Annotated in this window: 24 protein-coding genes; 8 read left to right on the top strand and 16 right to left on the bottom strand. The window is 72.7% G+C overall.

Features of this window, described 5'->3' with window-relative positions:
* Position 1 precedes the first annotated feature (1 nt).
* The 4 genes from kdpF to DVK44_RS26955 all read right to left on the bottom strand — a co-directional run bounded on the left by kdpF (position 2) and on the right by DVK44_RS26955 (position 2275).
* Entirely contained in the window at positions 2 to 91 is a 90-nt protein-coding gene (kdpF, locus tag DVK44_RS26970; RefSeq protein WP_037727062.1) for a K(+)-transporting ATPase subunit F, read from the bottom strand.
* 312 nt (positions 92 to 403) lie between these two features.
* A complete protein-coding gene (locus DVK44_RS26965; protein ID WP_114662776.1) occupies positions 404 to 1186 on the bottom strand; it encodes a DUF3710 domain-containing protein in 783 nt (260 codons plus the stop codon).
* 1 nt (position 1187) lies between these two features.
* Positions 1188 to 1715 (bottom strand): dUTP diphosphatase, encoded by a 528-nt coding sequence (gene dut, locus DVK44_RS26960; RefSeq protein ID WP_114662774.1) that lies wholly within the window; start codon positions 1713 to 1715, stop codon positions 1188 to 1190.
* On the bottom strand, positions 1712 to 2275 hold the full coding sequence (locus tag DVK44_RS26955) for a PaaI family thioesterase (RefSeq protein ID WP_114665460.1): 564 nt from the start codon (positions 2273 to 2275) through the stop codon (positions 1712 to 1714). Before DVK44_RS26955 ends, dut begins: the two co-directional genes overlap by 4 nt.
* Positions 2276 to 2562: 287 nt before the next feature.
* On the opposite strand from DVK44_RS26955, the gene DVK44_RS26950 reads away from it, so the two are divergent.
* Complete coding sequence (locus tag DVK44_RS26950) at positions 2563 to 3057, top strand: DUF3093 domain-containing protein (protein WP_114662772.1); 495 nt, start codon at positions 2563 to 2565, stop codon at positions 3055 to 3057.
* Positions 3058 to 3076: 19 nt separating this feature from the next.
* Here the strand turns inward: DVK44_RS26950 and DVK44_RS26945 are convergent, their stop codons facing one another.
* The 4 genes from DVK44_RS26945 to DVK44_RS26930 form a co-directional block, all read right to left on the bottom strand.
* Entirely contained in the window at positions 3077 to 4003 is a 927-nt protein-coding gene (locus DVK44_RS26945; RefSeq protein WP_114662770.1) for a hypothetical protein, read from the bottom strand.
* 13 nt (positions 4004 to 4016) lie between these two features.
* Positions 4017 to 4313, bottom strand: coding sequence for a DUF4193 domain-containing protein (locus tag DVK44_RS26940; RefSeq protein ID WP_114662768.1), 297 nt, complete (start codon positions 4311 to 4313; stop codon positions 4017 to 4019).
* Between the two features lie 406 nt (positions 4314 to 4719).
* Positions 4720 to 5952 (bottom strand): sensor histidine kinase, encoded by a 1233-nt coding sequence (locus DVK44_RS26935; protein ID WP_114665459.1) that lies wholly within the window; start codon positions 5950 to 5952, stop codon positions 4720 to 4722.
* Between the two features lie 5 nt (positions 5953 to 5957).
* Positions 5958 to 6611: a response regulator transcription factor gene (locus DVK44_RS26930; protein ID WP_114662766.1), complete on the bottom strand. Its 654-nt coding sequence runs from the start codon at positions 6609 to 6611 to the stop codon at positions 5958 to 5960.
* A 333-nt stretch (positions 6612 to 6944) separates the two neighbouring features.
* On the opposite strand from DVK44_RS26930, the gene DVK44_RS36820 reads away from it, so the two are divergent.
* Positions 6945 to 7121, top strand: a complete 177-nt coding sequence (locus DVK44_RS36820) for a hypothetical protein (RefSeq protein WP_181957539.1) — start codon at positions 6945 to 6947, stop codon at positions 7119 to 7121.
* Positions 7122 to 7283: 162 nt separating this feature from the next.
* Here DVK44_RS36820 and DVK44_RS26925 read toward each other — a convergent pair whose 3' ends face one another.
* The gene (locus DVK44_RS26925; protein ID WP_114662764.1) at positions 7284 to 8087 is read right to left on the bottom strand and encodes an inositol monophosphatase family protein; all 804 of its coding nucleotides are present in this window, start codon (positions 8085 to 8087) and stop codon (positions 7284 to 7286) included.
* Positions 8088 to 8098: 11 nt separating this feature from the next.
* The gene (locus tag DVK44_RS26920) at positions 8099 to 9226 is read right to left on the bottom strand and encodes a ferrochelatase (RefSeq protein ID WP_114662762.1); all 1128 of its coding nucleotides are present in this window, start codon (positions 9224 to 9226) and stop codon (positions 8099 to 8101) included.
* Between the two features lie 147 nt (positions 9227 to 9373).
* Between DVK44_RS26920 and DVK44_RS26915 the strand changes: the two genes are divergently transcribed.
* On the top strand, positions 9374 to 10627 hold the full coding sequence (locus tag DVK44_RS26915; protein ID WP_114662760.1) for an MFS transporter: 1254 nt from the start codon (positions 9374 to 9376) through the stop codon (positions 10625 to 10627).
* A complete protein-coding gene (locus DVK44_RS26910; protein WP_114662758.1) occupies positions 10581 to 11906 on the top strand; it encodes a D-arabinono-1,4-lactone oxidase in 1326 nt (441 codons plus the stop codon). The genes DVK44_RS26915 and DVK44_RS26910 overlap by 47 nt, the downstream gene beginning before the upstream one ends.
* Positions 11907 to 11919: 13 nt before the next feature.
* Here the strand turns inward: DVK44_RS26910 and DVK44_RS26905 are convergent, their stop codons facing one another.
* On the bottom strand, positions 11920 to 12711 hold the full coding sequence (locus DVK44_RS26905) for a hypothetical protein (protein ID WP_228447381.1): 792 nt from the start codon (positions 12709 to 12711) through the stop codon (positions 11920 to 11922).
* A gap of 452 nt (positions 12712 to 13163) precedes the next feature.
* Here DVK44_RS26905 and sepH point away from each other — a divergent pair, with 452 nt between their 5' ends.
* Positions 13164 to 14234: a septation protein SepH gene (gene sepH / locus DVK44_RS26900; protein ID WP_181957538.1), complete on the top strand. Its 1071-nt coding sequence runs from the start codon at positions 13164 to 13166 to the stop codon at positions 14232 to 14234.
* A gap of 203 nt (positions 14235 to 14437) precedes the next feature.
* On the opposite strand, the gene DVK44_RS26895 is transcribed toward sepH, so the two are convergent.
* Entirely contained in the window at positions 14438 to 15271 is an 834-nt protein-coding gene (locus DVK44_RS26895; RefSeq protein WP_114662754.1) for a sulfurtransferase, read from the bottom strand.
* A 259-nt stretch (positions 15272 to 15530) separates the two neighbouring features.
* Between DVK44_RS26895 and DVK44_RS26890 the strand changes: the two genes are divergently transcribed.
* Entirely contained in the window at positions 15531 to 16310 is a 780-nt protein-coding gene (locus tag DVK44_RS26890) for a VOC family protein (RefSeq protein ID WP_114662752.1), read from the top strand.
* 57 nt (positions 16311 to 16367) lie between these two features.
* On the opposite strand, the gene DVK44_RS26885 is transcribed toward DVK44_RS26890, so the two are convergent.
* The 4 genes from DVK44_RS26885 to DVK44_RS26870 all read right to left on the bottom strand — a co-directional run bounded on the left by DVK44_RS26885 (position 16368) and on the right by DVK44_RS26870 (position 21956).
* Positions 16368 to 17018: a thymidine kinase gene (locus tag DVK44_RS26885; protein ID WP_114662750.1), complete on the bottom strand. Its 651-nt coding sequence runs from the start codon at positions 17016 to 17018 to the stop codon at positions 16368 to 16370.
* A 55-nt stretch (positions 17019 to 17073) separates the two neighbouring features.
* Positions 17074 to 18270 carry an alkaline phosphatase family protein gene (locus DVK44_RS26880; RefSeq protein WP_114662748.1) on the bottom strand — a complete coding sequence of 399 codons (1197 nt, stop codon included), beginning with the start codon at positions 18268 to 18270 and terminating at the stop codon, positions 17074 to 17076.
* Positions 18270 to 18866: a DUF5998 family protein gene (locus tag DVK44_RS26875; protein ID WP_114621663.1), complete on the bottom strand. Its 597-nt coding sequence runs from the start codon at positions 18864 to 18866 to the stop codon at positions 18270 to 18272. Before DVK44_RS26875 ends, DVK44_RS26880 begins: the two co-directional genes overlap by 1 nt.
* 120 nt (positions 18867 to 18986) lie before the next feature.
* Positions 18987 to 21956 carry a bifunctional acetate--CoA ligase family protein/GNAT family N-acetyltransferase gene (locus DVK44_RS26870; protein ID WP_114662746.1) on the bottom strand — a complete coding sequence of 990 codons (2970 nt, stop codon included), beginning with the start codon at positions 21954 to 21956 and terminating at the stop codon, positions 18987 to 18989.
* A 114-nt stretch (positions 21957 to 22070) separates the two neighbouring features.
* Between DVK44_RS26870 and DVK44_RS26865 the strand changes: the two genes are divergently transcribed.
* Positions 22071 to 22352, top strand: coding sequence for an HPr family phosphocarrier protein (locus tag DVK44_RS26865; RefSeq protein WP_114665458.1), 282 nt, complete (start codon positions 22071 to 22073; stop codon positions 22350 to 22352).
* 357 nt (positions 22353 to 22709) lie between these two features.
* Positions 22710 to 23930, top strand: a complete 1221-nt coding sequence (locus DVK44_RS26860; RefSeq protein WP_114662744.1) for a S8 family peptidase — start codon at positions 22710 to 22712, stop codon at positions 23928 to 23930.
* Positions 23931 to 23955: the final 25 nt, after the last annotated feature.

The following is a 23955-nucleotide window of genomic DNA, read 5'->3' as shown; positions in this document are numbered from 1 at the left end:
CTCAGAACCTCTCGGGGAAGAGGAGCGCGAGGACGAGATAGCCCAGCAGGGCGACGGCCACGACGAGGCCGACGATGTTCTCGGCGGTCACAGCTTCGTCACCCCCCTGGCGATGAGGGCCACCAGCGCGAAGACCGCGAGTGTGGTGACGACGAAGGCCGCGTCGGCCATCGGGTGCTCCTGATATGAGTGCGGAAGACCTGCCTCGGCAAGAAAAGCCCGTGATGGGGTGGATTCCGGCGGCCTTGACGGGTCTCATACTCTCCGGGGCATCCGCTTGACGCATTTCCTACGCCCGCCGCCAGGACCGGTGTGACCTGCGGAAAAACGGGAAAAGCCGGTGGGCGGCACCCCCCTCACGGGGAGTGCCGCCCACCGGCTTCGCACACATACGCGGGCGCGGTCAGCGCACCTCGGTGATCTCCGGTCCGCGCTGGAGCTGGCCCATGCCGCCGGAGAAGCGGGAACCCTCCTGCTCGTCCTGCTGGACGCCCTCGGCGACCATCTGGGCGTCGTCCGGGAGCTTGAGGACGATCGGGTCACGGGGCGCCATCGGGCCCTCCCCGCGCACGACCACGGTGTCCCGGAAGATCTGCTCCAGCAGACCGGCGGCCTCGGGCTGCACCGCGCCCTGCCCGGAGATCACCCCGCGCAGGAACCAGCGCGGTCCGTCGACCCCGATGAAGCGCACCAGCTGTACGCCGCCGGTGCCGTCCGGCAGCTGTACGGGGACCTGCGCGCGCAGCTCCCAGCCGAGCGGGCCCTCGACCTCGTCGATGATGCCGCCCTGCTGGGTGATGCCGGTGGCGATCTCCTCGCGGACCTCGCCCCAGATGCCCTCGCGCTTGGGAGCGGCGAACGCCTGGAGCTGTACGGCGCTGTCGCGCACGACGACCGTCGCGGCGACGATCGCGTCACCGGCGACCTCCACCCGCAGCTCCATGCCGTCGACGCCGGGGACGAAGATGCCCCCGAGGTCGACGCGGCCCTCGTCGGGCTTGGAGACCTCGGAGATGTCCCAGGGACCGTCGGGGCGCGGCGCCGGCGGAAGGTTCGCCCGGCGGGGCGCGTCCCCCGGCTCGCCGGCGTCGCCGTCATCGGCGGCAGCGGCGTCGACCTGCTCGGTCTCGCCCGTTGCGTCCGCCGCGTCCTCGGCGGAACCACTCTTCTTGCGACGTCCGAACACGTCACTGTCCTTCCCGGTCGGTTACGACCGAAGCGTATCGATTCCCACCCTGTACCCCGCCCACGGCGGCATGGCCGCCGGTGGACCCGAAGCCCCCCTGGTCCCGCGCGGAGGCGGGAAGCTCCGCCACCTCGTGGAAGCGGACCTTCTCGACCTGCTGGACGACCAGTTGGGCAATCCGGTCGTACCGCTCGAACCGCACGCTCTCGCGGGGGTCCAGATTGACCACGATCACTTTGATCTCTCCACGGTACCCGGCATCCACGGTCCCGGGGGCATTCACGAGGGCGACTCCGCAGCGGGCGGCGAGCCCGGAGCGCGGGTGCACGAAGGCCGCGTACCCGTCGGGCAGCGCGATGGAGATCCCCGTGGGCAGGACGGCGCGCTCGCCCGGGGCCAGCTCGGCGGCCTCCGTGGTCACCAGATCCGCTCCGGCGTCGCCGGGATGCCCGTACGACGGGAGGGGCGCCTCGGGGTCGATCCGGCGGATCAGCACGTCGAGCGGGCTCCGGCGGGGGGCGTCGGTCATGGGTTCACCTCGAACGCGCGGGCGCGCTTGACCTGGTCCGGGTCGGCCATCGCCGCCCGGATCTCCTCGGGACGGCCGTTGTCGATGAAGTGATCGACCTTGACCTCGATGAAAAGGGCGTCGGCGCGGACGGCGACGGGCCCGTCGGGACCGCCGAGCCGGCCGGTGGCGGAGCAGTAGATCTTGCGCCGGTGCACGGCGGTGACCTCGGCCTCCAGATACAGCAGCGTGCCGACGGGGACGGGCCGGAGGAACTCGGTCTGGAGCCGTCCGGTCACGGCGATCACCCGCAGCAGCCAGTGCAGCGAGCCGAGCGTCTCGTCGAGCGCGGTGGCCAGCACCCCGCCGTGTGCCAGCCCGGGGGCGCCCTGGTGGGCCTCCCGGACGGTGAACTCGGCGGTGATGGTCACCCCCGCGCCGGCGCGGGCCGACAGCTGGAGCCCGTGCGGCTGCGCCCCGCCGCAGCCGAAACAGTGTTCGTAGTGCGTGCCGAGCGGCTCACCGGGCGCGGGCGCCTCGGGATGGCGTACGGGAGGTACGGCGCCGGGCGGCGGTGTCAGGGGCCCGGCGGCGGAAGGCTCGGGGTCGGGCCCCGCGGCGCTCTCCGGGGACGGCACGTGAGAGGCCGCGCGAATAGGTGGGGCGGCGTCGCGGGCGTGGGCACGCACATCTGCTGCGTTGTCGTCACTCACCAACGCTCCGCGTTGACTCAATCCTCCGCCTTGCACCTGCACGCACCCACACCCGCTCCTTCATCCACCCCACCTATTCGCGCGGCCTCTTACTCACAGGCGCAGACCTTACCCGCGCGGTCGCCCGCCCACCGCACCATGCCAAGCTTGGCGCCATGGAGCCTTCCGTCGCACGCTACGACGAACGTCTGACCGCGCCCCGCACCTGGTGGGGCATCGCCGCCCTGATCTCCCTCTCGGGGGGGCTGATGCTGCTGCCGCTGGGGCCGCTGCCGCTGCTCGGCGGGCTGATCGGGGCGGGCGCCCTGGCCGCCGCCGGGGTCAGCTCGTACGGTTCGGCGCGAATCCGGGTGGTGGCGGACTCCCTGGTCGCGGGCGACGCCCGGATCCCGGTGGCGGCGCTCGGGGAGGCCGAGGTGCTGGAGGGCGAGGAGGCGATCGCCTGGCGGCTGCACAAGGCCGATCCGCGCGCCTTCATGCTGCTGCGCAGCTATGTGCCGACGGCGCTGCGGGTGGTGGTCACGGACCCGGAGGACCCGACTCCGTATCTCTATCTCTCGACGCGTGACCCGCGGGCGCTGCTGGCGGCGCTGAACGCCGTACGGATCAGCTCGTCCGGCACGGGCTCCGGTACCGGCACGGGCGCCTGACGCGGGGAGGGGGCGCCGGTCAGCCGCCGCCCAGTTCCCTGGGCAGTCCGGGAGGCAGCTCCCCGGTCCGCTCCAGCGGCGGCAGGGCCGGCAGGGCGTCCCAGGGGACCTGGCGCTTGCGCAGGTCCTTGCGGACGTGCTCGGCGACCTTCTTGGTGTCCCGCCGGTTCATCATCGCGCCGACGGCCGCGCCGATCATGAACGGGACCAGGTTCGGCAGGGTGCGGACCATGCGCTTGGTGATCTGGTGGCGCAGCTCGCGCTTCATGGGGCCGCTGAGCGCGCCGTTGAAGGTCGAGGGTTTGGTGATGTCGACGCCGCGCTCGTGCGTCCAGGACATCAGATAGCCGACGCTGCGCTCCCGGAGCGTGCCGGGGGGCCGCAGTCCGTAGACCTCGTGCAGCTCGGCGATGAGCTTCAGCTCGACGGCGGCGACGGCGGTGATCTCGGCCGCCAGCTCGGCGGGCATCGCGGGCGGTACGGGCATCATCGCGGCCGCGCCGATGCCCGCGCCGACGGTGGAGCTGCTGTTCGCGGCGCCCGCGACCAGCTTGTCGGCCAGCTCCTCGGGGCCGAGTCCCGGAAACTGCGCGCGCAGGGTGGCCAGATCGCGGACCGGGATCCGCGGCGCGAGGTCGATGATCCGGTCGGCGATCAGGCCGAGGGCCGCCTTGGCGCCCTCACCGCCCTTGCGCACGCCCCGTCGGACGCTGTCCAGGCGCCGGCCCCCGGTCACGGGGCCGTCGTGGTCGTCCTGGCCGGCTTCGAGCGAGGCCGGAAGGCCCCGCTCGTCCTCGTCCGCGTCCGAGCCGTGCTGGGGCAGCAGGGCGGCGGAGCCGTCGGCGGGCGGCTGGACGCCTTCCGCCGGACCCGTGCCGCCCTGATACGCCTCCGGTGACGTCTTGCGCCGGAAGCGCCGTTTCCGGGACGGTGTATCGCCTGCCACGGCCGGCCCGACCTCAGTCGCAGTCTCGGCAGATGGGCTGCCCGTTCTTCTCCCTGGCCAGCTGGGAGCGGTGGTGCACGAGGAAGCAGCTCATGCAGGTGAACTCGTCGGCCTGCCGCGGCAGGACCCGGACGGACAGCTCCTCGTTGGAGAGATCCGCGCCGGGCAGTTCCAGGCCCTCGGCCTGCTCGAACTCGTCGACGTCGACCGCTGAAGTCGACTTGTCGTTCCGGCGGGCCTTCAGTTCCTCAAGGCTGTCCGAATCGACGTCGTCGTCGGTCTTGCGTGGGGTGTCGTAATCCGTTGCCATGTCGCTCTCCCCCTCTGGGTGTCTGTGGTGTCTCAGCGCAGGTAACGCGTGAGAGGCCGGACTTGTGCCCGACCTGAGGCGGAGATTTTGCCTCACATCAAGGTCTGTTACTCAATCGACACCCAACCGGTCTCACGAGGAGTGATCGGCTTGCGGGTGGCGAAGGGGACCGTACACGGTCCTCAGGTCGCGCTTCACGGCCGCCACCCCGTGTACTTCCCGTGATCCCGCGCCCTGGAAACCCGGACTTTACCGGCTTTCCGTTGAAGGCTTGATAACACAGAGTCGATAGGCGGGAATTCGCCTCTGTGATCGATCACACACGTTTCCACCGGGAACCGGTCCCTGCAATTCCGCGCAAAGCGAACAAAGTAATCCGGCGCCCTTCATCACTCCACGCAGTCTCTCAGACCGGGAGAGTGACCCGCATCATGAGCCCGCCGCCTTCCCTGGGTTCCGCGAAGATCCGGCCACCGTGGGCGCGCGCCACGGAGCGGGCGATCGAAAGGCCGAGGCCCACCCCCTTGTCGCTGCCCGTCCGCTCCGTACGCAGCCGCCGGAACGGCTCGAAGAGGTTGTCGATCTCGTACGCGGGAACGACGGGACCCGTGTTCGACACCACCAGGACCGCCTGGCCCGGCGGGGACTCGGTGACGACCTCCACCCATCCCCCTTCGGGGATGTTGTACCGGACGGCGTTCTGGACCAGGTTCAGGGCGATCCGCTCCAGCAGGACACCGTTGCCCTGGACCACCGCCGGCACCCGCTCCCCGCGGATCTCCACCCCCTTGGCCTCCGCCTCGGAGAGGGCCTGGTCCACCGCGCGCGTGGCCACCTCGGCGAGGTCGACCGGTTTGCGCTCCACGAGCTGGTTGTCGCTGCGGGCGAGCAGCAGCAGCCCTTCCACCAGCTGCTCGCTGCGCTCGTTGGTGGCCAGCAGGGTCTTGCCGAGCTGCTGAAGCTCCATCGGGGCCCCCGGGTCGGAGAGATGGACCTCCAGCAGGGTGCGGTTGATCGCCAGCGGGGTGCGCAGCTCGTGCGAGGCGTTCGCCACGAACCGCTGCTGCGCGGTGAAGGCCCGCTCCAGCCGCTCCAGCATCTCGTCGAAGGTGTCCGCCAGCTCCTTCAGCTCGTCGTCCGGGCCGTCCAGCTCGATCCGGCGCGCCAGGTCGGTGCCGACCACCCGGCGGGCCGTACGGGTGATCCGGCCGAGCGGCGAGAGCACCCGGCCCGCCATGGCGTAGCCGAAGGCGAACGCGATGACGCTCAGCCCCACGAGCGCCAGCAGCGAGCGGCTGAGCAGATCGTCCAGCGCCTGCTGGCGCTGGTGGTTCACGCACGCGTTCATCGCGATGTTGAAGTCCGCGGGCTGCGCCGAGTCGGGGAAGTTGCAGACATCGCTGCTCACCTTGCCGCTGACGATCTTGAACGGCAGCTCGCTGCCCACGTGCAGGGCCTGCGCGGCCAGCAGATAGATGATCGAGAGCAGCAGGATGCCTGCGATCAGGAACATCCCGCCGTACAGCAGCGTCAGCCGTATCCGGATGGTCGGCCGCACCCAGGGCATGCTCTGCTCGGGGCGCCGGGGGTCCCAGGTGGGCTTCGGGGGTGCGGCGGGGGGCGGCGGGATGGTGGCCACGGGCATCAGATCCGGTAGCCGGAGCCGGGTACGGTCACGATGACCGGCGGCTCACCGAGCTTGCGGCGCAGCGTCATGACCGTCACCCGGACCACGTTGGTGAACGGGTCGGTGTTCTCGTCCCACGCCTTCTCCAGCAGCTGTTCGGCCGAGACGACGGCGCCCTCGCTGCGCATCAGGACCTCCAGGACGGCGAACTCCTTGGGCGCGAGCTGGATCTCCTTGCCGTCCCGGAACACCTCGCGCCGGTTGGGGTCGAGCTTGATCCCCGAGCGCTCCAGGACGGGCGGCAGCGGCACCGTCGTACGGCGGCCGAGCGCCCGGACCCGGGCGGTCAGCTCACTGAAGGCGAAGGGCTTGGGCAGATAGTCGTCCGCGCCCAGCTCCAGTCCCTCGACCCGGTCGCTGACATCGCCGGACGCGGTGAGCATCAGGACCCTGGTGGCCATGCCCAGCTCGACGATCCGCCGGCAGACGTCGTCCCCGTGGACGACCGGGAGGTCACGGTCCAGCACCACCACGTCGTAGTCGTTGACCCCGACGCGCTCCAGCGCGGCCCCTCCGTCGTACACGACGTCCACGGCCATGGCCTCCCGGCGCAGTCCGGTGGCCACCGCATCGGCGAGCAGCTGCTCGTCCTCGACGACGAGTACGCGCACGTCGTTCTTCCTTCCTCTGGGCCCGTCACCCGTGATCAGGGCAGGCGGTAGCTGTGTTTGTGCGGGCCCATCCTGCCCTTGTCGGCCATAAACCGGCGGTAAGACCATGCCGGGTGACCTGCGACATCGAGCGGGGGAGGGATTTCGTCGAGGCCGTGAGGTTTCTCGGGGACGGACCCTGGGGAAGACGACTTCACACCCGAGATCACGCCCTGTTTGTGGCATGCCACACCTTTATCTGCCCTCAGGTAGCTGTCTTCCAGTGACAGAGGGACCGTGATCTTCCCGCCGTCGGCACAGCCCCGTGCCACTGACCCACGACGAGGGGGCGCAATGGACGCGTTCACCGCCGGGCTTCTGCAGCGCATAAAGGCCACGGAGACCGATCTGACCCATGCCCGCGAGACGGGCGACGACTTCCTCGCGGATGTCGAACAGGAAGAGCTGGAGGACCTGCGTCGGCTCGCCGCCGAGCACGGTGTGGAGGTGGGCGCCGCCAACGGCGCCTGACCCGACAGCCCCAGCCAGTCCACGTACAGAGCCGCACCACCCGCTGAACGAGCAACCTGAACAGCCCGAAAAACCCATGGAGAGGGGCCCCGGCGCCGAGGGGACGGCACCGGAGCCCCTTTTCCCTTGTCTGAAATTCCGCGCGCCTTCCCGCGTGACCGGTCAGTCGTGCCAGGCGCCGTACTCCTCCAGCAGCGCCTGAAGGGGCTCGAAGACCCCTGGAGGGGCCGCTACGGCGAGTTCGTAGCCCGGGGGACCACCTGGACGTCCGCCGGTCAGCGCGCCCGCCTCACGGGCGATGAGGTCGCCCGCGGCGAGGTCCCAGGGGTGCAGCCCGCGCTCGTAGTAGCCGTCCAGCCGGCCCGCCGCGACATCGCACAGGTCGATGGCCGCGGAACCGCCGCGCCGGATGTCCCGGAGGCGCGGGATCAGCCGCTGGACGATGTCCGCCTGGTGGCCGCGGACGGAGGTGACGTAGTTGAAGCCGGTGGAGACCAGCGCGCGCTCCAGCGGGGCCGCCGGACGGGCCGTGATCCGGCGGTCGCCGAGGAAGGCGCCCCCGCCGCGCACCGCCCGGAAGGTCTCGCCGCGCATCGGCGCCGCGACGACGCCGGCCACGGTCTCGCCGTCGCGCTCGGCGGCGATGGAGACGGCCCAGGTGGGCAGCCCGTAGAGGTAGTTGACCGTGCCGTCCAGCGGGTCGATGATCCAGCGGACCCCGCTGGTCCCCGCCGAGCCCGCGCCCTCCTCACCGAGGAATCCGTCCTCCGGCCGGTGCTCGGCGAGAAACCCGGTGATCAGCTTCTCGGCGGCGATGTCCATCTCGGTGACCACGTCGATCGGGCTGGACTTCGTGGCGGCCACCGCGAGGTCCTCGGGCCGGCCGTCGCGCAGCAGGGCGCCGGCCCGGCGCGCCGCCTCCAGGGCGAGGGCGAGCAGTTCGGCGGGCGGGGTCTCGTCGGTCACGGCGGGCTCCTTCAGGCGTACGGGCTGTCCGCGCCCGCGGCGGCGGGCTTGGGGGCACGGGCCGGGCAGCAGCCGGCCGGGCAGAGGTCGTGGCTCGGGCCGAGCGCGCCCAGGGCGCAGCGGTCCACCGGCCGGCCCCGTTCGGCCGCCGCGCGCTCCAGGAGGAGATCGCGTACGGCCGCGGCGAAGCGCGGGTCCGCCCCGACCGTCGCCGAGCGGCGTACGGGCAGCCCCAGCTCGGCGGCCTTGGCGGTGGCCTCGGTGTCGAGGTCGTACAGGACCTCCATGTGGTCGGAGACGAAGCCGATGGGGGCCATGACGACGGCGGGCACGCCCGCGCCGTGCAGCTCCTCCAGGTGGTCGCAGATGTCCGGCTCCAGCCAGGGGATGTGCGGGGCGCCGCTGCGCGACTGGTAGACGAGGCGCCAGGGGTGCTCGACACCGGTCTCCGCGGTGACCCGGTCCACGATCACCCGGGCCACGTCGAGGTGCTGGGCCACATAGGCGCCGCCGTCGCCGTGGTCCCCGGCCGGGCCCGAGGTGTCGGCCGCCGCGTCCGGGATGGAGTGCGTGGTGAAGGCGAGGTGCGCCCCGGCCCGTACGTCCTCGGGCAGCTCGGCGAGCGAGGCGAGCACGCCCTCGGCCATGGGCTCGATGAAGCCGGGGTGGTTGAAGTAGTGGCGCAGCTTGTCGACGCGGGGCGGTTCGACGCCCTCCTCGGCGAGGGCGGCGAGCGCGCCCGCGAGATCCTCCCGGTACTGGCGGCAGCCGGAGTACGAGGCGTAGGCGCTGGTCGCGAGGACCGCGATCCGGCGCCGGCCGTCCGCGGCCATCTCCCGCAGGGTGTCGGTCAGATACGGGGCCCAGTTGCGGTTGCCCCAGTAGACCGGCAGCTCCACGCCGTGCTCGGCGAGGTCCTTGCGCAGCGCGTCCAGCAGGGCGCGGTTCTGCTCGTTGATCGGGCTGACCCCGCCGAAGAGGAAGTAGTGCTGCCCCACTTCCTTGAGCCGCTCCTCGGGGATGCCGCGGCCCCGGGTCACGTTCCGAAGGAACGGGACGACGTCGTCCGGTCCCTCGGGGCCCCCGAAGGAGAGCAGGAGCAGGGCGTCGTAGGGGGCATGGGCGAGCTGTTCGGGCATGGGGCGATCCTGCCATCCGCCGCGATCCGCCGGACGGCGGCCCCGCGGCCGGCGGCCCCTCCGGGGGGCGGCGGAAAACGGTTTTCGCCCCTCCTGACCGCGAACGTAAGCTGTCCCGATTCTGCTGATTCCTTACCGGAGCGTCCGTTGTCCAGTTCCTACCGTGCGCTCTTCGCGACCCCCGGCACCCGGGGATTCACCACCGCCGGCCTGCTCGGCCGGCTGCCCCTGGCGATGGTGGGCATCGGCGTCGTCACGATGATCTCCCAGCTCACCGGGCGGTACGGGCTCGCCGGGGCGGTCACCGCGGCGCTCGCGCTGTCGGCCGCCGTGCTCGGCCCGCAGATCTCCCGGCTCGTCGACCGGCACGGCCAGGCCCGGGTGCTGCGCCCGGCGACGCTCGCCTCGGTCGCGTCCGTCATGGGGCTGCTGCTCTGCGCCCAGCTCGGCGCGCCCGACTGGACGCTCTTCGTCTTCGCGGCGGGCGCGGGCGGCATGCCGAGCGTGGGCGCGATGGTGCGGGCGCGCTGGGCGGCGATCCACCGGGACTCCCCGAGCGCGCTGCACACCGCGTACTCCTGGGAGTCGATCGTCGACGAGCTGTGCTTCATCGTCGGCCCGATCCTCTCCATCGGTCTGTCGACGGCCTGGTTCCCGGCCGCGGGCCCGCTGCTGGCGGCCGTGTTCCTGCTGGCCGGGGTCGGGTGGCTGACGGCGCAGCGGGCCACCGAGCCCGTACCGGAGCCGCGTGAGCGGCACACCGGCGACTCCGCGCTGCGCTCCCCCGGGCTGCGGGTGCTGGTGGTGACGTTCGTGGCGACCGGGGCGATCTTCGGCGCGGTCGAAGTGGTGACGGTCGCCTTCGCCGAGGAGCGGGGCCACAAGGCGGCGGCGAGCCTGGTGCTGGCGGTCTACGCGCTCGGTTCCTGTCTGGCGGGCGCGGTGTTCGGCCTGCTGCGTCCCGCCGGCCCGGCCGCCCTGCGGTGGCTGCTGGGTGTCTGCGCGATGTCCGTGAGTATGATCCCCCTCCAACTGGCCGGGAACCTGCCGTTCTTGGCCGTGGCGCTCTTTGTCGCGGGCCTCGCCATCGCACCCACGATGGTGACCACCATGGCCCTCGTCGAAGCGCACGTACCCCGCACCAAGCTGACCGAGGGCATGACCTGGACCAGTACCGGGCTCGCGGTCGGCGTGGCGCTCGGCTCGTCGGCCGCCGGCTGGGTGGTGGACGCGGCCGGGGCGCGGGCGGGGTACGCGGTGCCCGTCGCGGCGGGTGCGGTCGCGGCCGTGGTGGCGTTCCTGGGGTATCGCCGGCTGCGCGGGCCGGTACCGATTCGGGGAGGGCGCGGGGCGGATGACCGGGATCCGGACAGGCACGACGACCAGGAACACGTGGCGTAACTGGGCGGGGACCGTCACCGCCGAACCGGCGCGCACGGTCTCCCCCGCCTCCGTGGCGGAGGTGGCGGCGGCGGTCCGCGCGGCGGCCGAGGACGGGCTGCGGGTGAAGGCGGTCGGCACGGGCCACTCCTTCACCTCGACCGCCGCGACCGACGGGGTGCTGATACGGCCCGATCTGCTGACCGGCATCGAGCGGATCGACCGGGCCGCCGGCACGGTCACGGTGGCGGCCGGCACCCCGCTCAAACGGCTGAACGCGGCGCTGGCCAGAGAGGGTCTTTCGCTCACCAACATGGGCGACATCACTGAGCAGACCGTGGCGGGCGCGACCTCCACCGGCACGCACGGCACGGGCCGTGACTCGGCCTCCATCGCCGCCCAGATCCGCGCCCTGGAGCTGGTCACGGCGGACGGCTCGGTGCTGCGCTGCTCGGCGGAGGAGAATCCGGATGTCTTCGCCGCCGCCAGGATCGGGCTCGGCGCGCTCGGGGTGGTGACCGCGATCACCTTCGCGGTGGAGCCGGTCTTCCTGCTGACCGCCCGCGAGGAACCGATGGCCTTCGACCGGGTCATGGCCGAGTTCGACCAGCATGTCGCCGAGAACGAGCACTTCGAGTTCTACTGGTTCCCCCACACCGGCAACTGCAACACCAAGCGCAACAACCGCAGCGCGGGTCCCGCGGCGCCGCCCGGCCGGATCGGCGGCTGGATCGAGGACGAGCTGCTCTCCAACGGCGCCTTCCAGGTGGCCTGTTCGCTGGGCCGGGCGGTGCCCGCGACCATCCCGGCGCTGGCCAGGGTCGCCAGCCGGGCGCTCTCGGCCCGTACGTACACGGACATCCCGCACAAGGTCTTCACCTCGCCGCGCCGGGTGCGGTTCGTGGAGATGGAGTACGCGCTGCCCCGGGAGGCCGTGGTCGGCGCGCTGCGCGAGGTGAAGGCGATGGTCGAGCGCTCCCCGCTGAAGATCAGCTTCCCGGCGGAGATCCGTACGGCCCCCGCCGACGACATCGCGCTCTCCACCGCCTCGGGCCGGGAGACCGCGTACATCGCGGTGCATCTGTACCGGGGGACGCCGCACCGCTCGTACTTCACGGCGGTGGAGCGGATCATGACCGCGCACGGCGGCCGGCCGCACTGGGGGAAGATCCACACCAGGGACGCGGCCTATCTGGCCGAGGCGTATCCGCGCTTCGGTGAGTTCACGGCGCTGCGGGACCGGCTGGACCCGGACCGGCTGTTCGGCAACGACTACCTGCGGCGCGTGCTCGGGGACTGACGGCCCGGCCCGGCTAGCCGCCGGTGGTGCCCGTGGTGCCGGAAGCACCGGTCGCGTCGGAGGCGCCGCCGGTGTCGCCGGCCCCTGAGCCGGCCGTGCCGGTCGGGTCGGCGCTGCCGGAGGGGGCCGGCGTCGGTGTCGTACCGGACGAGCCGGAGCCGTCGGAGGAGCCGGCGGAGTCGGACGCGGTGGCGGACGGGGACGGCGACGTGGACGGGGAGGCCGAGGTGTCCCCGGTGCCGGCGGTGCCGGTGTCCGTCGAGGCGGGGGCCGAGGGGCTCTGGGGACTCGTGGGGACCGTGGAGGTCGCGGGGGTCGTGGCCGGGGTGGCGCGGCCGTGTCCGCCGCTGACGGCGTATCCGACGGTCGTCCCCGTACCGCCGTCCAGGTTCTGACCGGAGATCAGCTCGAAACCGGTGATCCCGAGCATCGCGACCAGGAAGACCACGCCGGCCGCGATCACCGGCCGCCGCCGGCCCCGGGCGCGCGTGCGGTGCGTGGTGGCCGGGCCGAACCCGTCCGCCCGCTCCGGCTCCGGCTCCACGGGCACCTGGCGCCCGCCGGTCCGTACAGCCTGCTCCGTGACGACCTTGAGCTGCTCACCGGTGCGCCGGAACAGATGCGAGAAGACCGATCCGCCGCAGGTGGCGACCACGCTCACCACTCCGGCCCCGATGATCGTGCCGTACACGCCGAGCCGGGAGGCCAGCACCGCCGCGGCGACCGCGGCGAGCGCGCTCCCCGCGACCTGGGGCACGCTCAGCTCGATCTTCCGCTTCTTCTCCTCGGTCTGTTCCTGATCCATCCACTGTCCCTGTTCGCCCATCTGTCCCACCGTGCACCAAGAAGAGACAACTGGGCGAAACCGATAGTTCCGTTTTCGGGGATTCTGTGAATCAGGACACCCGCCGGAACTTGTCCCCGCGGTTCAACTCCCCAGCCCGCGGAGAACTTCGACGGCGCGGCGGTCCACCCACATGGCCCGAATGGAGTACTGTGGCGAGCCCTGGGGCCGGACTCCCTGACGGGGGTCCGGGACAACGGAAAGGGGCCGAAGGTGGCACTCGATCCGGCGGCGCCGCGGCACCGCACGGGCGCCTGCTGCACAGAGTGACGGGTATTGTCACCCTGCGTCGCAAATAGGTAACCGTGTCATCGGCGTTCCAGGGCACATGCCCGACACGCCGGGCAGCAGGAAAGGTTGTGGCAGGCTGCACCCGGGCAGGCCACACTCGACTAGCGGAAGCAGCGACGCACGTGACGTCGGCAGGCACCACCCGGGAGGTTCCCATGCCCGAACTGCGTGTCGTGGCCGTCTCGAACGACGGCACACGACTGGTGCTCAAGGCTGCCGACAGCACGGAATACACACTTCCGATCGACGAGCGGCTGCGCGCGGCCGTGCGCAATGACCGGGCCAGGCTCGGTCAGATCGAGATCGAGGTGGAGAGCCACCTCAGGCCCCGCGACATCCAGGCGCGGATACGAGCCGGTGCCTCGGCGGAGGAGGTGGCCCAGCACGCCGGTATCCCGGTGGACCGGGTCCGCCGCTTCGAGGGACCGGTCCTCGCCGAACGCGCCTTCATGGCCGAGCGGGCCAGGAAGACCGCCGTGCGCCGGCCGGGCGAGAACACCGGACCCCAGCTCGGCGAGGCCGTGCAGGAGCGGCTGACGCTGCGCGGTGCCGACAAGGAGACCGTCCAGTGGGACTCCTGGCGCCGCGACGACGGCACCTGGGAGGTGCTGCTCGTCTATCTGGTCGCGGGTGAGCCGCACTCGGCGAGCTGGACGTACGACCCGCCCCGGCGGCTCGTGCAGGCCGTCGACGACGAGGCGCGCGCGCTGATCGGCGACACGGACGACACGGTCACCGCGAAGGAGCCGAGCTTCCCGTTCGTGCCGAGGATCGCGCGGCTGCCGCGCGACCGGGGCATGGACCGCGGCCTCGACCGGCCGATGGACCGGCCCGGGGCCGGCGACCCCGAGGAGCCGAACGAGCGGGACTCGCTGACCAGCCTGCTGGAGGCGGTGCCGAGCTTCCGCGGCGACATGGTCGTGCCCGAGCGTCCGTCGGCCGAGCCGGCGGACGTGGAGGAGGACGAGGATCCGGACATCGACGAGGAGCCGGTGGCCCCGGCCGCGTCGGCGGGCGCCGGTTCCGCGTACGCGGACGTGCTGATGCCGCGTTCGGTGGCCGGTCACCGCGACCGGCTCACCGGCACGACGGACCGCCAGGCGGAAGCGGACGGCGTACGGCCGGGACGGCGGGCGGCGGTGCCCAGCTGGGACGAGATCGTGTTCGGCACACGCCGGAAGAAGCAGGACTGACGGAGGCCCGACGGGCGGCCCGGCAGCCGGCCCGACGGGCCCGCCCGGTCCGCCTGTCGCTCCCCAGGCCGGTCCGCTCACCGCGCGTCCCCACCATCTCCACGGAATCAGCACGTACTTACGTACGTAATCCGAGGGGCCCGTACTCACCGCATCGGCGTACGGGCCCCTCGGCCTGTTGTGCTACCCGTGCTCCGGCGCGGTCAGAGCGGGTCGGGGCCGGTGGCCACCGGGCGGGACTCGTCCGCCGACCACTCGGACCAGGAGCCCGCGTACAGCGCCGCCGGGATGCCCGCGATCTCCAGGGCGAGCACCTCGTGGGCCCCGGAGACTCCGGAGCCGCAGTACACGCCCACGCCGCCGGGGGTGTCGGGGGTGGCGCCCAGCGCCTTGAAGCGGGCGGCGAGCGTCTCGGCGGGGAGGAAGACGGAGTTTTCGGCCACGTTCTCCGTGGTGGGCGCGGACACCGCGCCCGGGATGTGGCCGCCGACGCGGTCGATCGGTTCGACGTCGCCGCGGTAGCGCTCGGCGGCGCGCGCGTCCAGCAGCAGGCCGTCCCGGGCCAGGGCCGCCGCGCCGTCCGCGTCGAGCAGGGGCAGCGCGCCGGGCGCCGGGGCGAAGTCGCCCTCGGCCGGGGCCGGTACCTCGGTGGTGAGCGGACCGGTCCAGGCCGCGAGACCGCCGTCCAGGACGCGGACGTCCGGGTGGCCGGTCCAGCGCAGCAGCCACCAGGCGCGGGCCGCGGCCCAGCCCTGGCCGCCGTCGTACACGACCACCGGGGTGTCCCGGGACACCCCGGCCCGGCGCATCACCGCGCCGAAGGCGGCCACCTCGGGCAGCGGGTGCCGGCCGCCGGTGCCGGGCGGGCCCGCCAGCTCCGTGTCGAGGTCGATGTAGACGGCGCCCGGCAGATGGCCCGCCAGATACTCGGGCCGGCCCGAAGGACCGCCCAGGCGCCAGCGGACGTCGAGGAGTACGGGCGGGCGGGGGCCGGCCGACTCGCCGGAGAGTTCGGCTGAGGTGATGATGACTGTCATGGACGTCATCCTCTCGTACCGCCCGCTGCCCGGGTGACCGCGGAGAAACGGACGGTAAACAGCGGATCGAGATCCCGCCAAGAGCGGCGCGGCCCCGGAGCGCCGGACGGCGGCGGGTGCGAGCATCTGCTCGGGCGTCACGGACCGTTGTCGCGACCGTCGCACCACCGTCGCCCACGCGTTCCCGAGCGTTTCCGAGCGTTCCCGCGCGTTTCCTGACCACTTCCGCCCGCTGCGAAGGTCCGAGGAGAGAGTGACGATGACCGAGGCTGCGATCCGGCGTACGCCCGGCACACCCTGCTGGGTGAGTCTGATGGTGCACGGCCTCACCGCGACCGAGGAGTTCTACCACGCGCTGTTCGGCTGGGAGTTCACACCCGGGCCGCAGCAGCTCGGACCGTATGTCCGCGGGCTGCTCGACGGCCGGGAGATCGCCGGGATCGGCCAGCTGCCGCCCGACCGTCATCTCCCGATCGCCTGGATGACCTATCTGGCGACGGACGACGCCGACAAGACGGCGGAGACGATCCGAAGCTGCGGCGGTACGGTCGGAGTCGGCCCGCTGGACGCGGCCGAGGCGGGCCGGATGGCCATAGCCGCGGACCCGGCGGGCGCGGTCTTCGGGATCTGGCAGGCGGCCGCGCACACCGGGACGGCGGTGGCCGGCGCGCACGGCACACCCGTCTGGAACGAGCTGATCACCCGCGAGACCTCCGCGGTCGGCAAGTTCTACGAGGCGCTCTTCGGCTACGACGTGGAGGCGACGGTCTCCGCCGACTTCGACTTTCTGACGCTGCGGCTGGAGGGGCGTCCCGTCGCCTCGCTGCACGGCCTGGGCCGGGCGCTCGACCGGGACCGCGGCGCGCACTGGATGACGCACTTCGAGGTGGCGGACGCGGACGCGGCGGCGCGGCTGGTGACGGAGCTGGGCGGGCAGGTGATCCGCCGGCCGCGCGAGGGCGCGACGGGCCGGCTCGCGACGGTCGCTGACCCGGAGGGCGCGGTCTTCACGATCGTCCAGTCGGACCCGGTGGTCTGAGCCCGAATCGGGTGGTCCGAACCGGACCCGGCGCCCGGGGCCGGCTCCCCGGTCAGGTCAGCCGGCCGAGACCGGGAGGACGTCCGGGGAGAGGGCCGCGGCGCGCGCCGCCGCGGCCGTCATCTCGCGCCGGTGATGGCGCCGGCACAGCACCTCGTACCCCACCTCGGCCGACGACTGGTTCACATCCCCCACCACGACCTGGGAGCCCTCCACGACCATGACGCCGTCCACCGTACGGGCGTTGTGCGTGGCCCGCGCGCCGCACCAGCACAACGCCTCGACCTGGAGCGTCTCTATCCGGTCGGCCAGTTCGATGAGCCGCTGGGAGCCGGGGAACAGCTTCGTACGGAAGTCGGTCGTGATGCCGAAGGCGAACACGTCCAGGTTCAGGTCGTCGACGACCCGGGCGAGCTGGTCGATCTGGTCGGGCGACAGGAACTGCGCCTCGTCCACGATGACGTAGTCCACCCTGCCTCCCTCGGAGAGGACGCCCACGAGATGGGCGTAGACGTCCATGCCCTCGTGCGCCTCGACCGCGTTCGTGACCAGCCCCAGCCGGGAGGAGAGCTTGCCCTCGCCCGCCCGGTCGTCCCGGGTGAAGATCACTCCCTGGAGCCCCCGTGCCGACCGGTTGTGCCCGATCTGTAGCGCCAGGGTGCTCTTTCCGCAGTCCATGGTTCCGGAGAAGAACACCAGTTCTGGCATGACGGAGTGAGGGCCTTTCAGGTGGGTGATCGCCGAACGGGAGGGACGCGGCGGGTTACGAGCGTACTTCCAGCAGCGGAACGAGCTGCTCGACGGGGGTCATCGAGCCGTGCATCCCGACCATCGCGGACTCGTGCGGCTCCCGTACGGAGGCGGTGACGACCACGTCGTCGTGGGCCGCGGCGACCACGTCCCCGATCCGCCCGTACACCCGCTCGTCCATCGTGCCGGGCGGGCCGAACCAGCCCGCGGCGAGCGCCTCGTCGCGGCTCGCCACCCAGAACCGGTCGCCGAGCACCTCGCGCCAGACGGTGAGGACGTCGCTCGCGGCGCCGGGTACGGCGTAGATGTGCCGGGCCCGGCCCTCGCCGCCGAGCAGGGCGACACCGGCCCGCAGCTCCCAGTCCTCGTCGAAGTCGATACGCGACTCCTCGTCGAAGGGGATGTCGATCATGCCGTGGTCGGCGGTGACGTAGAGGGCGCTGCGCGGCGGCAGCTGCTCGGCGAGGCGCTGGACGAGCCGGTCGACGTACATCAGCTGGCCGCGCCAGGCGTCGGAGTCGACGCCGAAGCGGTGGCCCTTGCCGTCGACCTCGCTGTAGTACGTGTAGACCAGCGCCCGGTCCCCCGCGCCGAGTTGCTCGGCGGCCAGGTCCATCCGCTCCTCGCCGGAGAGCCGGCCGAAGAAGGTGCCGCCGCTGAGCGCGATCTTGGTGAGCGGGGTGTGCTGGAAGGCCGGCGCCGACACCTGGGCGGTGTGCACGCCCGCCGCCTCGGCGAGCTGGAAGACGGTCGGATACGGCTGCCAGATGTGCGGGTCGGTCCAGGGCTGCCAGCGCAGCTGGTTCATCAGCGCGTCGGTCGCGGGGTCGCGGACGGTGTAGCCGGGCAGTCCATGCTGAGCCGGGGGCAGCCCCGTACCGACCGAGGCGAGCGAGGTCGCGGTGGTGGCGGGGAAGCCCGCGGTGAGCGGACGGCCGGTGTTGCCGCGCGACGTACCGAGCAGCGAGGTCAGATACGGCGCCTCGGCCGGGTGGGCCTTGATCTGCTCCCAGCCGAGACCGTCGATCAGAAAGACGCAGTTCCGGTCGGCGGGCGTTAGTTCCGTAATGCTCGCGGTCAGATCCGGTACGCCCTGACCGGCCGCGAGGGTGGGCAGCACATCGGCGAGCGAACCGCTGCCGTACTCGGGGAGGGGGGCGGTGGTGAGGTCGAGCGGGACGGGGTCCTGCCAGAGGGGCTGCGCGGCCATCAGCGGCCGGCCGCCGCGGTGGCGGCGGTGGCCTCGGACAGCGCCTGTGCGAAGGCGAGCGCCTGGCGGACGGTGTCCGGGCCGTCACCGGCCTCGCTGACCCGCAGGCTCAGATCGTCGGCGGTGGAGCTGCCGGTGTAGCCGTGGTCGGCCTCGCAGTTGGGGTCGCCGCAGGCGGCCGGCTCCAGATCGATCCGGGAGACGGCGCCCCACCCGATGGTCAGCACGACCTCGCGCGGCAGGGTGCCGGGCTTGTACGACTCGGGGTTGGCGACCACGCGGCTGACCACGACCGACGAGATCCGATCGATCTTGACCGATTCGGTGGAGGTGGTGGCGTAGGGGGTCGGGGAGCTGGAGTCGGCGGCCTGCTCGTCGGTGTGGCTGACGATGAAGCGGTGGGCCGTCAGCACGAGGACGGTGACATGCCGGCGTACCTCGTTGGCGTCGAAGGTGGTCTCCTGGTGCACCACGTACGACGTGATCGGCTCGCCGCCGACAGCGGCCTCCACCGCCTCGGCCACGAGAGCCGGGTAGTAGCCGCTGCGCTCGATCGCCGTGCGCAGCCCCTGGGTCGTCGTACCGGTCTTCGCCATGGGAGCCATCCTACGGTGGCTGGATGGCTGCCGGTCACGCCCGTGCGGGGCGGGGTGCGGGGCGGGGTGCGGGCTGAAGCACGGCCAGGGCACGGGCCGGGCACGGGCCGCCTTCGGGCGTCAGTAGCTCGGCAGCCTGCGCGGACCGAGGTCGTCGCGCGCGGGCGGCGGCGCGAGACGGACGCTCGCGCCGAGCACCGAGAGCCCGTAGACGGCGACGACCACGGGCTCCAGCGTGACGGAGACGACCTCGGGATGGTCGTCCACCAGCCGGGAGACCCGCAGCAGCAGCTCCTCCAGGGCGGGGGTGTCGACCGGCGCGGAGCCGCGCCAGCCGAAGAGGAGCGGGGCCGTCCTGATGGACCGGATCGCCTCGGCCGCGTCGCGGTCGGTGACGGGGACGAGCCGGTGCGCCAGGTCCCCGAGCAGCTCGGACGGCGCCCCGGCCAGCCCGAACGACAGGACGGCGCCGGCCGCCGGGTCGATGGCGGCCCGTACGACGGTGTCGACGCCGCGCGGGGCCATCGTCTGCACGACGGGCCGCAGTTCGGCGGGGGCGCCGAGGGCGCCGGTCAGCTCGCGGTACGCGAGGCGCAGTTGCGCCTCGTCGGCGAGGTCCAGCCGGACGCCGCCGAGGTCGGCGCGGTGCCGCAGATGCGGCGCGGTCGTCTTCAGCGCGACGGGGTAGCCGATCCGGGCGGCGGCCACCGCGGCCTCGTCGGCCGTCGGCGCGGGCAGGACGGGGCGTACGGAGATCCCGTAGTGGCCGAGCAGTTCGCCCGCGTCCGCCGGGGCGAGGGTCAGCCCGTGCGGACCGGCCGCCCGGCCGAGCAGCCGGCCGATCAGCGCGGCGGCGGCGTGCTCGTCGATCGCGTCGTCGAGGAACTCCGGTACGGTCCCGGGCTCCGCCGCCTGCCGCCGCCACTGCGCGTACGAGACGGCCTCGGCCATCGCCCGGACGGCCCGCTCGGCGGCGGGGTAGGCGGGGATGGCGTGGGCGGCGTGAGCGGCGGAAGGCGCCGCCGTCGGCCGCCCGGGTCCGCCGGCTGCCCCGGCGGCGTCCGCGCTCGGCCCGGCGGTCGTCCCGGCGGCGGTGCCCGGTCCGACGCCGGACGCGCCGCCGACGCCTTCGCCTTCGCCTTCGCCGTCGCCGGACCGGGTGCCCGTACGGCGGCGACCGTTCGCGACCGCCGCGAGCGCTTCGGCCAGACCGTCGATCTCCACATGAACCACCGCGACCGGCTTCACCGGCCCGTACGCAGCGGCCTCACGGAGCGCGGCGGCAAGAGCGGCACCGAGCCCCTGCCCGGGCGCTTGCGCCGATACCCCCGGACCCGCGGCCTCGGGGGCCGGCCCGGCCGGCGTCGGGTCCTCTCCTCCGACGTACGGGATGGCCGTCACGATCACCGCGTCGCACGACGGGTCCGCGAGCGAGGTCGCCAGGGCCGTGCCGAAGTCGGCCGGGGTCGCGGAGGTGGTGAGGTCGCGGGGTGGCAGGGGGCGCAGGCCCTCCGTGAGGCAGGCGTCGTACGTGAGGAGGCCGAGCGACTCCGAGTTGCCGAGGATGGCGACGCGCGGGCCCGCCGGGAGGGGCTGGGAGGCGAGCAGCAGCCCCGCGTCGACCAGCTCGGTCACCGTGTCGACGCGGATCACCCCGGCCTGGCGCAGCAGCGCCGAGACCGTGGCGTCCGGGATCCGGGTGGCCGGGACCGCGTGCCCCGGCGGCTCGCTGCCGCTGTGGCGCGCGCCCTTGACGGCCACGACCGGCTTGACCGCCGCCGTACGCCGGGCCAGCCGGGTGAACTTGCGGGGGTTGCCGATGGATTCGAGGTAGAGCAGGACGACATCGGTGTCCGGGTCCTCGTACCAGTACTGGAGGATGTCGTTGCCCGAGACGTCCGCGCGGTTGCCCGCCGAGACGAAGGACGACAGGCCCGCGCCGCGCCGGCGCAGCCCCGACAGCAGGGCGATACCGATCGCGCCGGACTGCGCGAACAGGCCGATCCGGCCGCGGCCGGGCAGCTCGGGCGCGAGGGAGGCGTTGAGCCGGACGGTGTCGGCCGTGTTCATGATCCCGAACGCGTTGGGGCCGATGATGCGCATCCCGTACGAGCGGGCCCGCCGGACCAGTTCGCGCTGGCGCGCCCTGCCCTCCGGGCCGCTCTCCGCGTAGCCGGCGGAGAGGACAACCACGCCCAGGACGCCTTGGCGTCCGCAGTCGTCGACGGCCTCCGGGACGCGCTCCGCGGGGACGGCGAGGACCGCGAGGTCGACGGGTTCGCCGATCGCGGCGACCGAGCGGAAGGCGGGGACGCCGTCGATCTCCCGCAGGTCCTCGGCGAACGCCCGGTTGACCGCGTACACCCGGCCGGTGAAGCCCGCGCCGGTCAGCCCGCGCAGCACCGTACGGCCCGCCCCGCCCGGCGCGCGGCCGGTGCCGACGACGGCGACGGAGCCCGGCGCGAGGAGCCGCTGCACCGACCGCGCCTCCGCGCGCTGCTCGCGCCCGCGCTGCACGGCCAGCGACTCGGCCGTGGGTTCGAGGTCGAGGCTGAGCCGTACGGAGCCGTCCTCGAAGCTCCGCTTCTGGGTGTAGCCGGCGTCCCGGAAAACCTTGATCATCTTGCTGTTGGCGGGCAGCACATCGGCCGCGAAACGGCGGATCCCGCGCTCCCGGGCGACCGCGGCGAGGTGCTCCAGCAGGGTGGAGGCGACTCCGCGCCCCTGGTGCGCGTCCTGGACGAGGAAGGCGACCTCCGCCTCGTCGGCGGGCGCGGACGCGGGCAGCCCCCGGGCGTCGATGCGGTCGTACCGTACGGTCGCGATGAACTCGCCGCCCACGGTCACCGCGAGCCCCACCCGGTCCACGTAGTCGTGGTGGGTGAAGCGGTGCACGTCCTTGGCGGAGAGGTGCGGGTAGGGGGCGAAGAAGCGGTAGTACTTCGACTCGTCGGAGACCCGCCCGTAGAAGCTGACCAGCCGCTCCGCGTCGGCGGTGGTGATGGGCCGGATGCGGGCGGTGGCCCCGTCGCGGAGCACCACGTCCGCTTCCCAGTGGGCGGGGTACGCGTGGTCGGCCGGTGGCTCCATGAACAGATCCTACGGCGGGGGCGCGCCCCGGGGTCGGCGGGAGGAGGCGTCGTCGCACATGAGAGTGTGGAGCGGACACCGGTTTTAGGACTTTTTGACTTGAAGGGCAACACCATGGCTGAGCGCCGCGTCAACGTCGGCTGGGCCGAGGGCCTGCACGCCCGTCCCGCTTCCATCTTCGTCCGCGCCGTCACGGCCGCCGGCGCTCCCGTGACGATCGCGAAGGCCGACGGCAACGCGGTCAACGCCGCCTCGATGCTCGCGGTGCTCGGTCTGGGCGCGCAGGGCGGCGAGGAGATCGTGCTCGCCTCCGACGCCGAGGGCGCCGATGTGGCGCTGGACCGGCTGGCGAAGCTGGTCGCCGAGGGCCTGGACGAGCTGCCCGAGACGGTCTGATCCGACCGGCCACCCCCACTCCCCTCCACCCGCTCCCGTATCCGCCGGTCCTGGCGGTGCGGGAGCGGTGTTTTGCGCCGGCGTGTTCCGCCCCCGCGGGCCCGGACACGCCTGGGGCCCGTGCGGTTTTCCCCGCCTTCTGTGACCACCGGTATGCGGAGTCTCCATTTCCTGTTCATGTCAGGGATATGACAAGACGCCAACTCCCTTGTTCTACACGGGTAGTTGCTGCATTCTTTAACTGTTCCGGAGGTGGACATGACACTTCCGGTTACCCGTGCGAACACGTGCACTTCCCCCCATCGGCGCGCACCCCACCTTGCCGCGCGCCACCTCACCGAGGAGGAACCCCTCGCGATGACAGTGATCCGTGACACCAGCCGCTCCACCCGGCGCAGATTCGTGACGTTGATCGCCGCGACCGCCACCGCCGCGCTGCTCGGCACCGGTGCCGCACTGCCCGCCCACGCCGCACCGGCCGAAGGAAAGATCCTTCACGCCGGGTCCCCCACCGCGGTCAAGGGCAGCTACATCGTCACGCTCAAGAAGGCGGCCGGCTTCTCGGCGTCCTCCGCGGCGGGCAAGGGCCTTGTCTCCGAGTACGGCGGCAAGGTCGCCCGTACCTTCGACGGCGCGCTCAACGGCTACGCGGCCAAGCTCACCGAGACCCAGGCCAAGCGGCTGGCCGCCGACCCGGCGGTCGCGCTGGTCGAGCAGGACCAGAAGGTCAGCATCGACGCGACCCAGACCAACGCCCCCTGGGGCCTGGACCGGATCGACCAGACGAATCTCCCGCTGAACGGCACGTTCACCTACCCGGACTCGGCGGGCTCCGGGGTGACCGCGTACGTCATCGACACCGGCGTACGCATCACGCACGCGCAGTTCGGCGGCCGGGCCTCGTACGGCTACAACTCGTTCACCGGCGGCAGCGCCGCCAACGACGACCAGGGCCACGGCACGCACGTCGCCAGCACCGTCGCCGGCTCCACCTACGGTGTGGCCAAGGCGGCCAGGGTCGTCGCGGTCAAGGTGCTCGACAGCACCGGCGGCGGCACCACCGCCGGGGTCATCGCCGGCGTCAACTGGGTCACCAACAACGCCGTCAAGCCGGCCGTCGCCAACATGTCCCTCGGCGGCGGCGCCAGCACCACGCTCGACAACGCCGTGGCCGCCTCCATCGCCTCCGGCGTGAGCTACGCGGTGGCGGCGGGCAACGAGTCCACCCTGGCCTCCACCCGCTCCCCGGCACGGGTCGCCACCGCGATCACGGTGGGCGCCACCACCAGCGCGGACGCCAGGCCCAGCTACTCCAACTACGGCCCGGCCGTGAACATCTTCGCGCCCGGCTCGTCCATCATCGCGGGCTACTACACCAGCGACACGGCCACCGCCACCCTCTCCGGTACGTCCATGGCCGCACCGCACGTCGCGGGCGCGGCGGCGGTCTACCTCTCCAGCCGCCCGACCGCCAGCCCGGCGACGGTCCTCAGCGCGCTGGTGAGCGGGGGCACGCCCAACGTCCTCACCAACGTCGGCACCGGATCGCCCAACCTGCTCCTGCGCCTCATTCCCTGACAGCGTGACGGCATGACCGCACGAC

It is taken from the genome of Streptomyces paludis, from assembly GCF_003344965.1.
Lineage (GTDB): Bacteria > Actinomycetota > Actinomycetes > Streptomycetales > Streptomycetaceae > Streptomyces > Streptomyces paludis.
Note: the sequence above shows the minus strand (reverse complement) of the source record. Positions and strands in the feature narration are given on the sequence as shown.

What these genes read in the sequence shown, in the direction of transcription:
- dut (WP_114662774.1), bottom strand. Translation starts at nt 1,715, where the DNA reads ATGACCGACGCCCCCCGCCGGAGCCCGCTCGACGTGCTGATCCGCCGG.
- DVK44_RS26950 (WP_114662772.1), top strand. Translation starts at nt 2,563, where the DNA reads ATGGAGCCTTCCGTCGCACGCTACGACGAACGTCTGACCGCGCCCCGC.
- DVK44_RS26940 (WP_114662768.1), bottom strand. Translation starts at nt 4,313, where the DNA reads ATGGCAACGGATTACGACACCCCACGCAAGACCGACGACGACGTCGAT.
- DVK44_RS36820 (WP_181957539.1), top strand. Translation starts at nt 6,945, where the DNA reads ATGGACGCGTTCACCGCCGGGCTTCTGCAGCGCATAAAGGCCACGGAG.
- DVK44_RS26920 (WP_114662762.1), bottom strand. Translation starts at nt 9,226, where the DNA reads ATGCCCGAACAGCTCGCCCATGCCCCCTACGACGCCCTGCTCCTGCTC.
- DVK44_RS26910 (WP_114662758.1), top strand. Translation starts at nt 10,581, where the DNA reads ATGACCGGGATCCGGACAGGCACGACGACCAGGAACACGTGGCGTAAC.
- DVK44_RS26905 (WP_228447381.1), bottom strand. Translation starts at nt 12,711, where the DNA reads ATGGATCAGGAACAGACCGAGGAGAAGAAGCGGAAGATCGAGCTGAGC.
- DVK44_RS26895 (WP_114662754.1), bottom strand. Translation starts at nt 15,271, where the DNA reads ATGACAGTCATCATCACCTCAGCCGAACTCTCCGGCGAGTCGGCCGGC.
- DVK44_RS26890 (WP_114662752.1), top strand. Translation starts at nt 15,531, where the DNA reads ATGACCGAGGCTGCGATCCGGCGTACGCCCGGCACACCCTGCTGGGTG.
- DVK44_RS26885 (WP_114662750.1), bottom strand. Translation starts at nt 17,018, where the DNA reads ATGCCAGAACTGGTGTTCTTCTCCGGAACCATGGACTGCGGAAAGAGC.
- DVK44_RS26880 (WP_114662748.1), bottom strand. Translation starts at nt 18,270, where the DNA reads ATGGCCGCGCAGCCCCTCTGGCAGGACCCCGTCCCGCTCGACCTCACC.
- DVK44_RS26875 (WP_114621663.1), bottom strand. Translation starts at nt 18,866, where the DNA reads ATGGCGAAGACCGGTACGACGACCCAGGGGCTGCGCACGGCGATCGAG.
- DVK44_RS26870 (WP_114662746.1), bottom strand. Translation starts at nt 21,956, where the DNA reads ATGGAGCCACCGGCCGACCACGCGTACCCCGCCCACTGGGAAGCGGAC.
- DVK44_RS26865 (WP_114665458.1), top strand. Translation starts at nt 22,071, where the DNA reads ATGGCTGAGCGCCGCGTCAACGTCGGCTGGGCCGAGGGCCTGCACGCC.
- DVK44_RS26860 (WP_114662744.1), top strand. Translation starts at nt 22,710, where the DNA reads ATGACAGTGATCCGTGACACCAGCCGCTCCACCCGGCGCAGATTCGTG.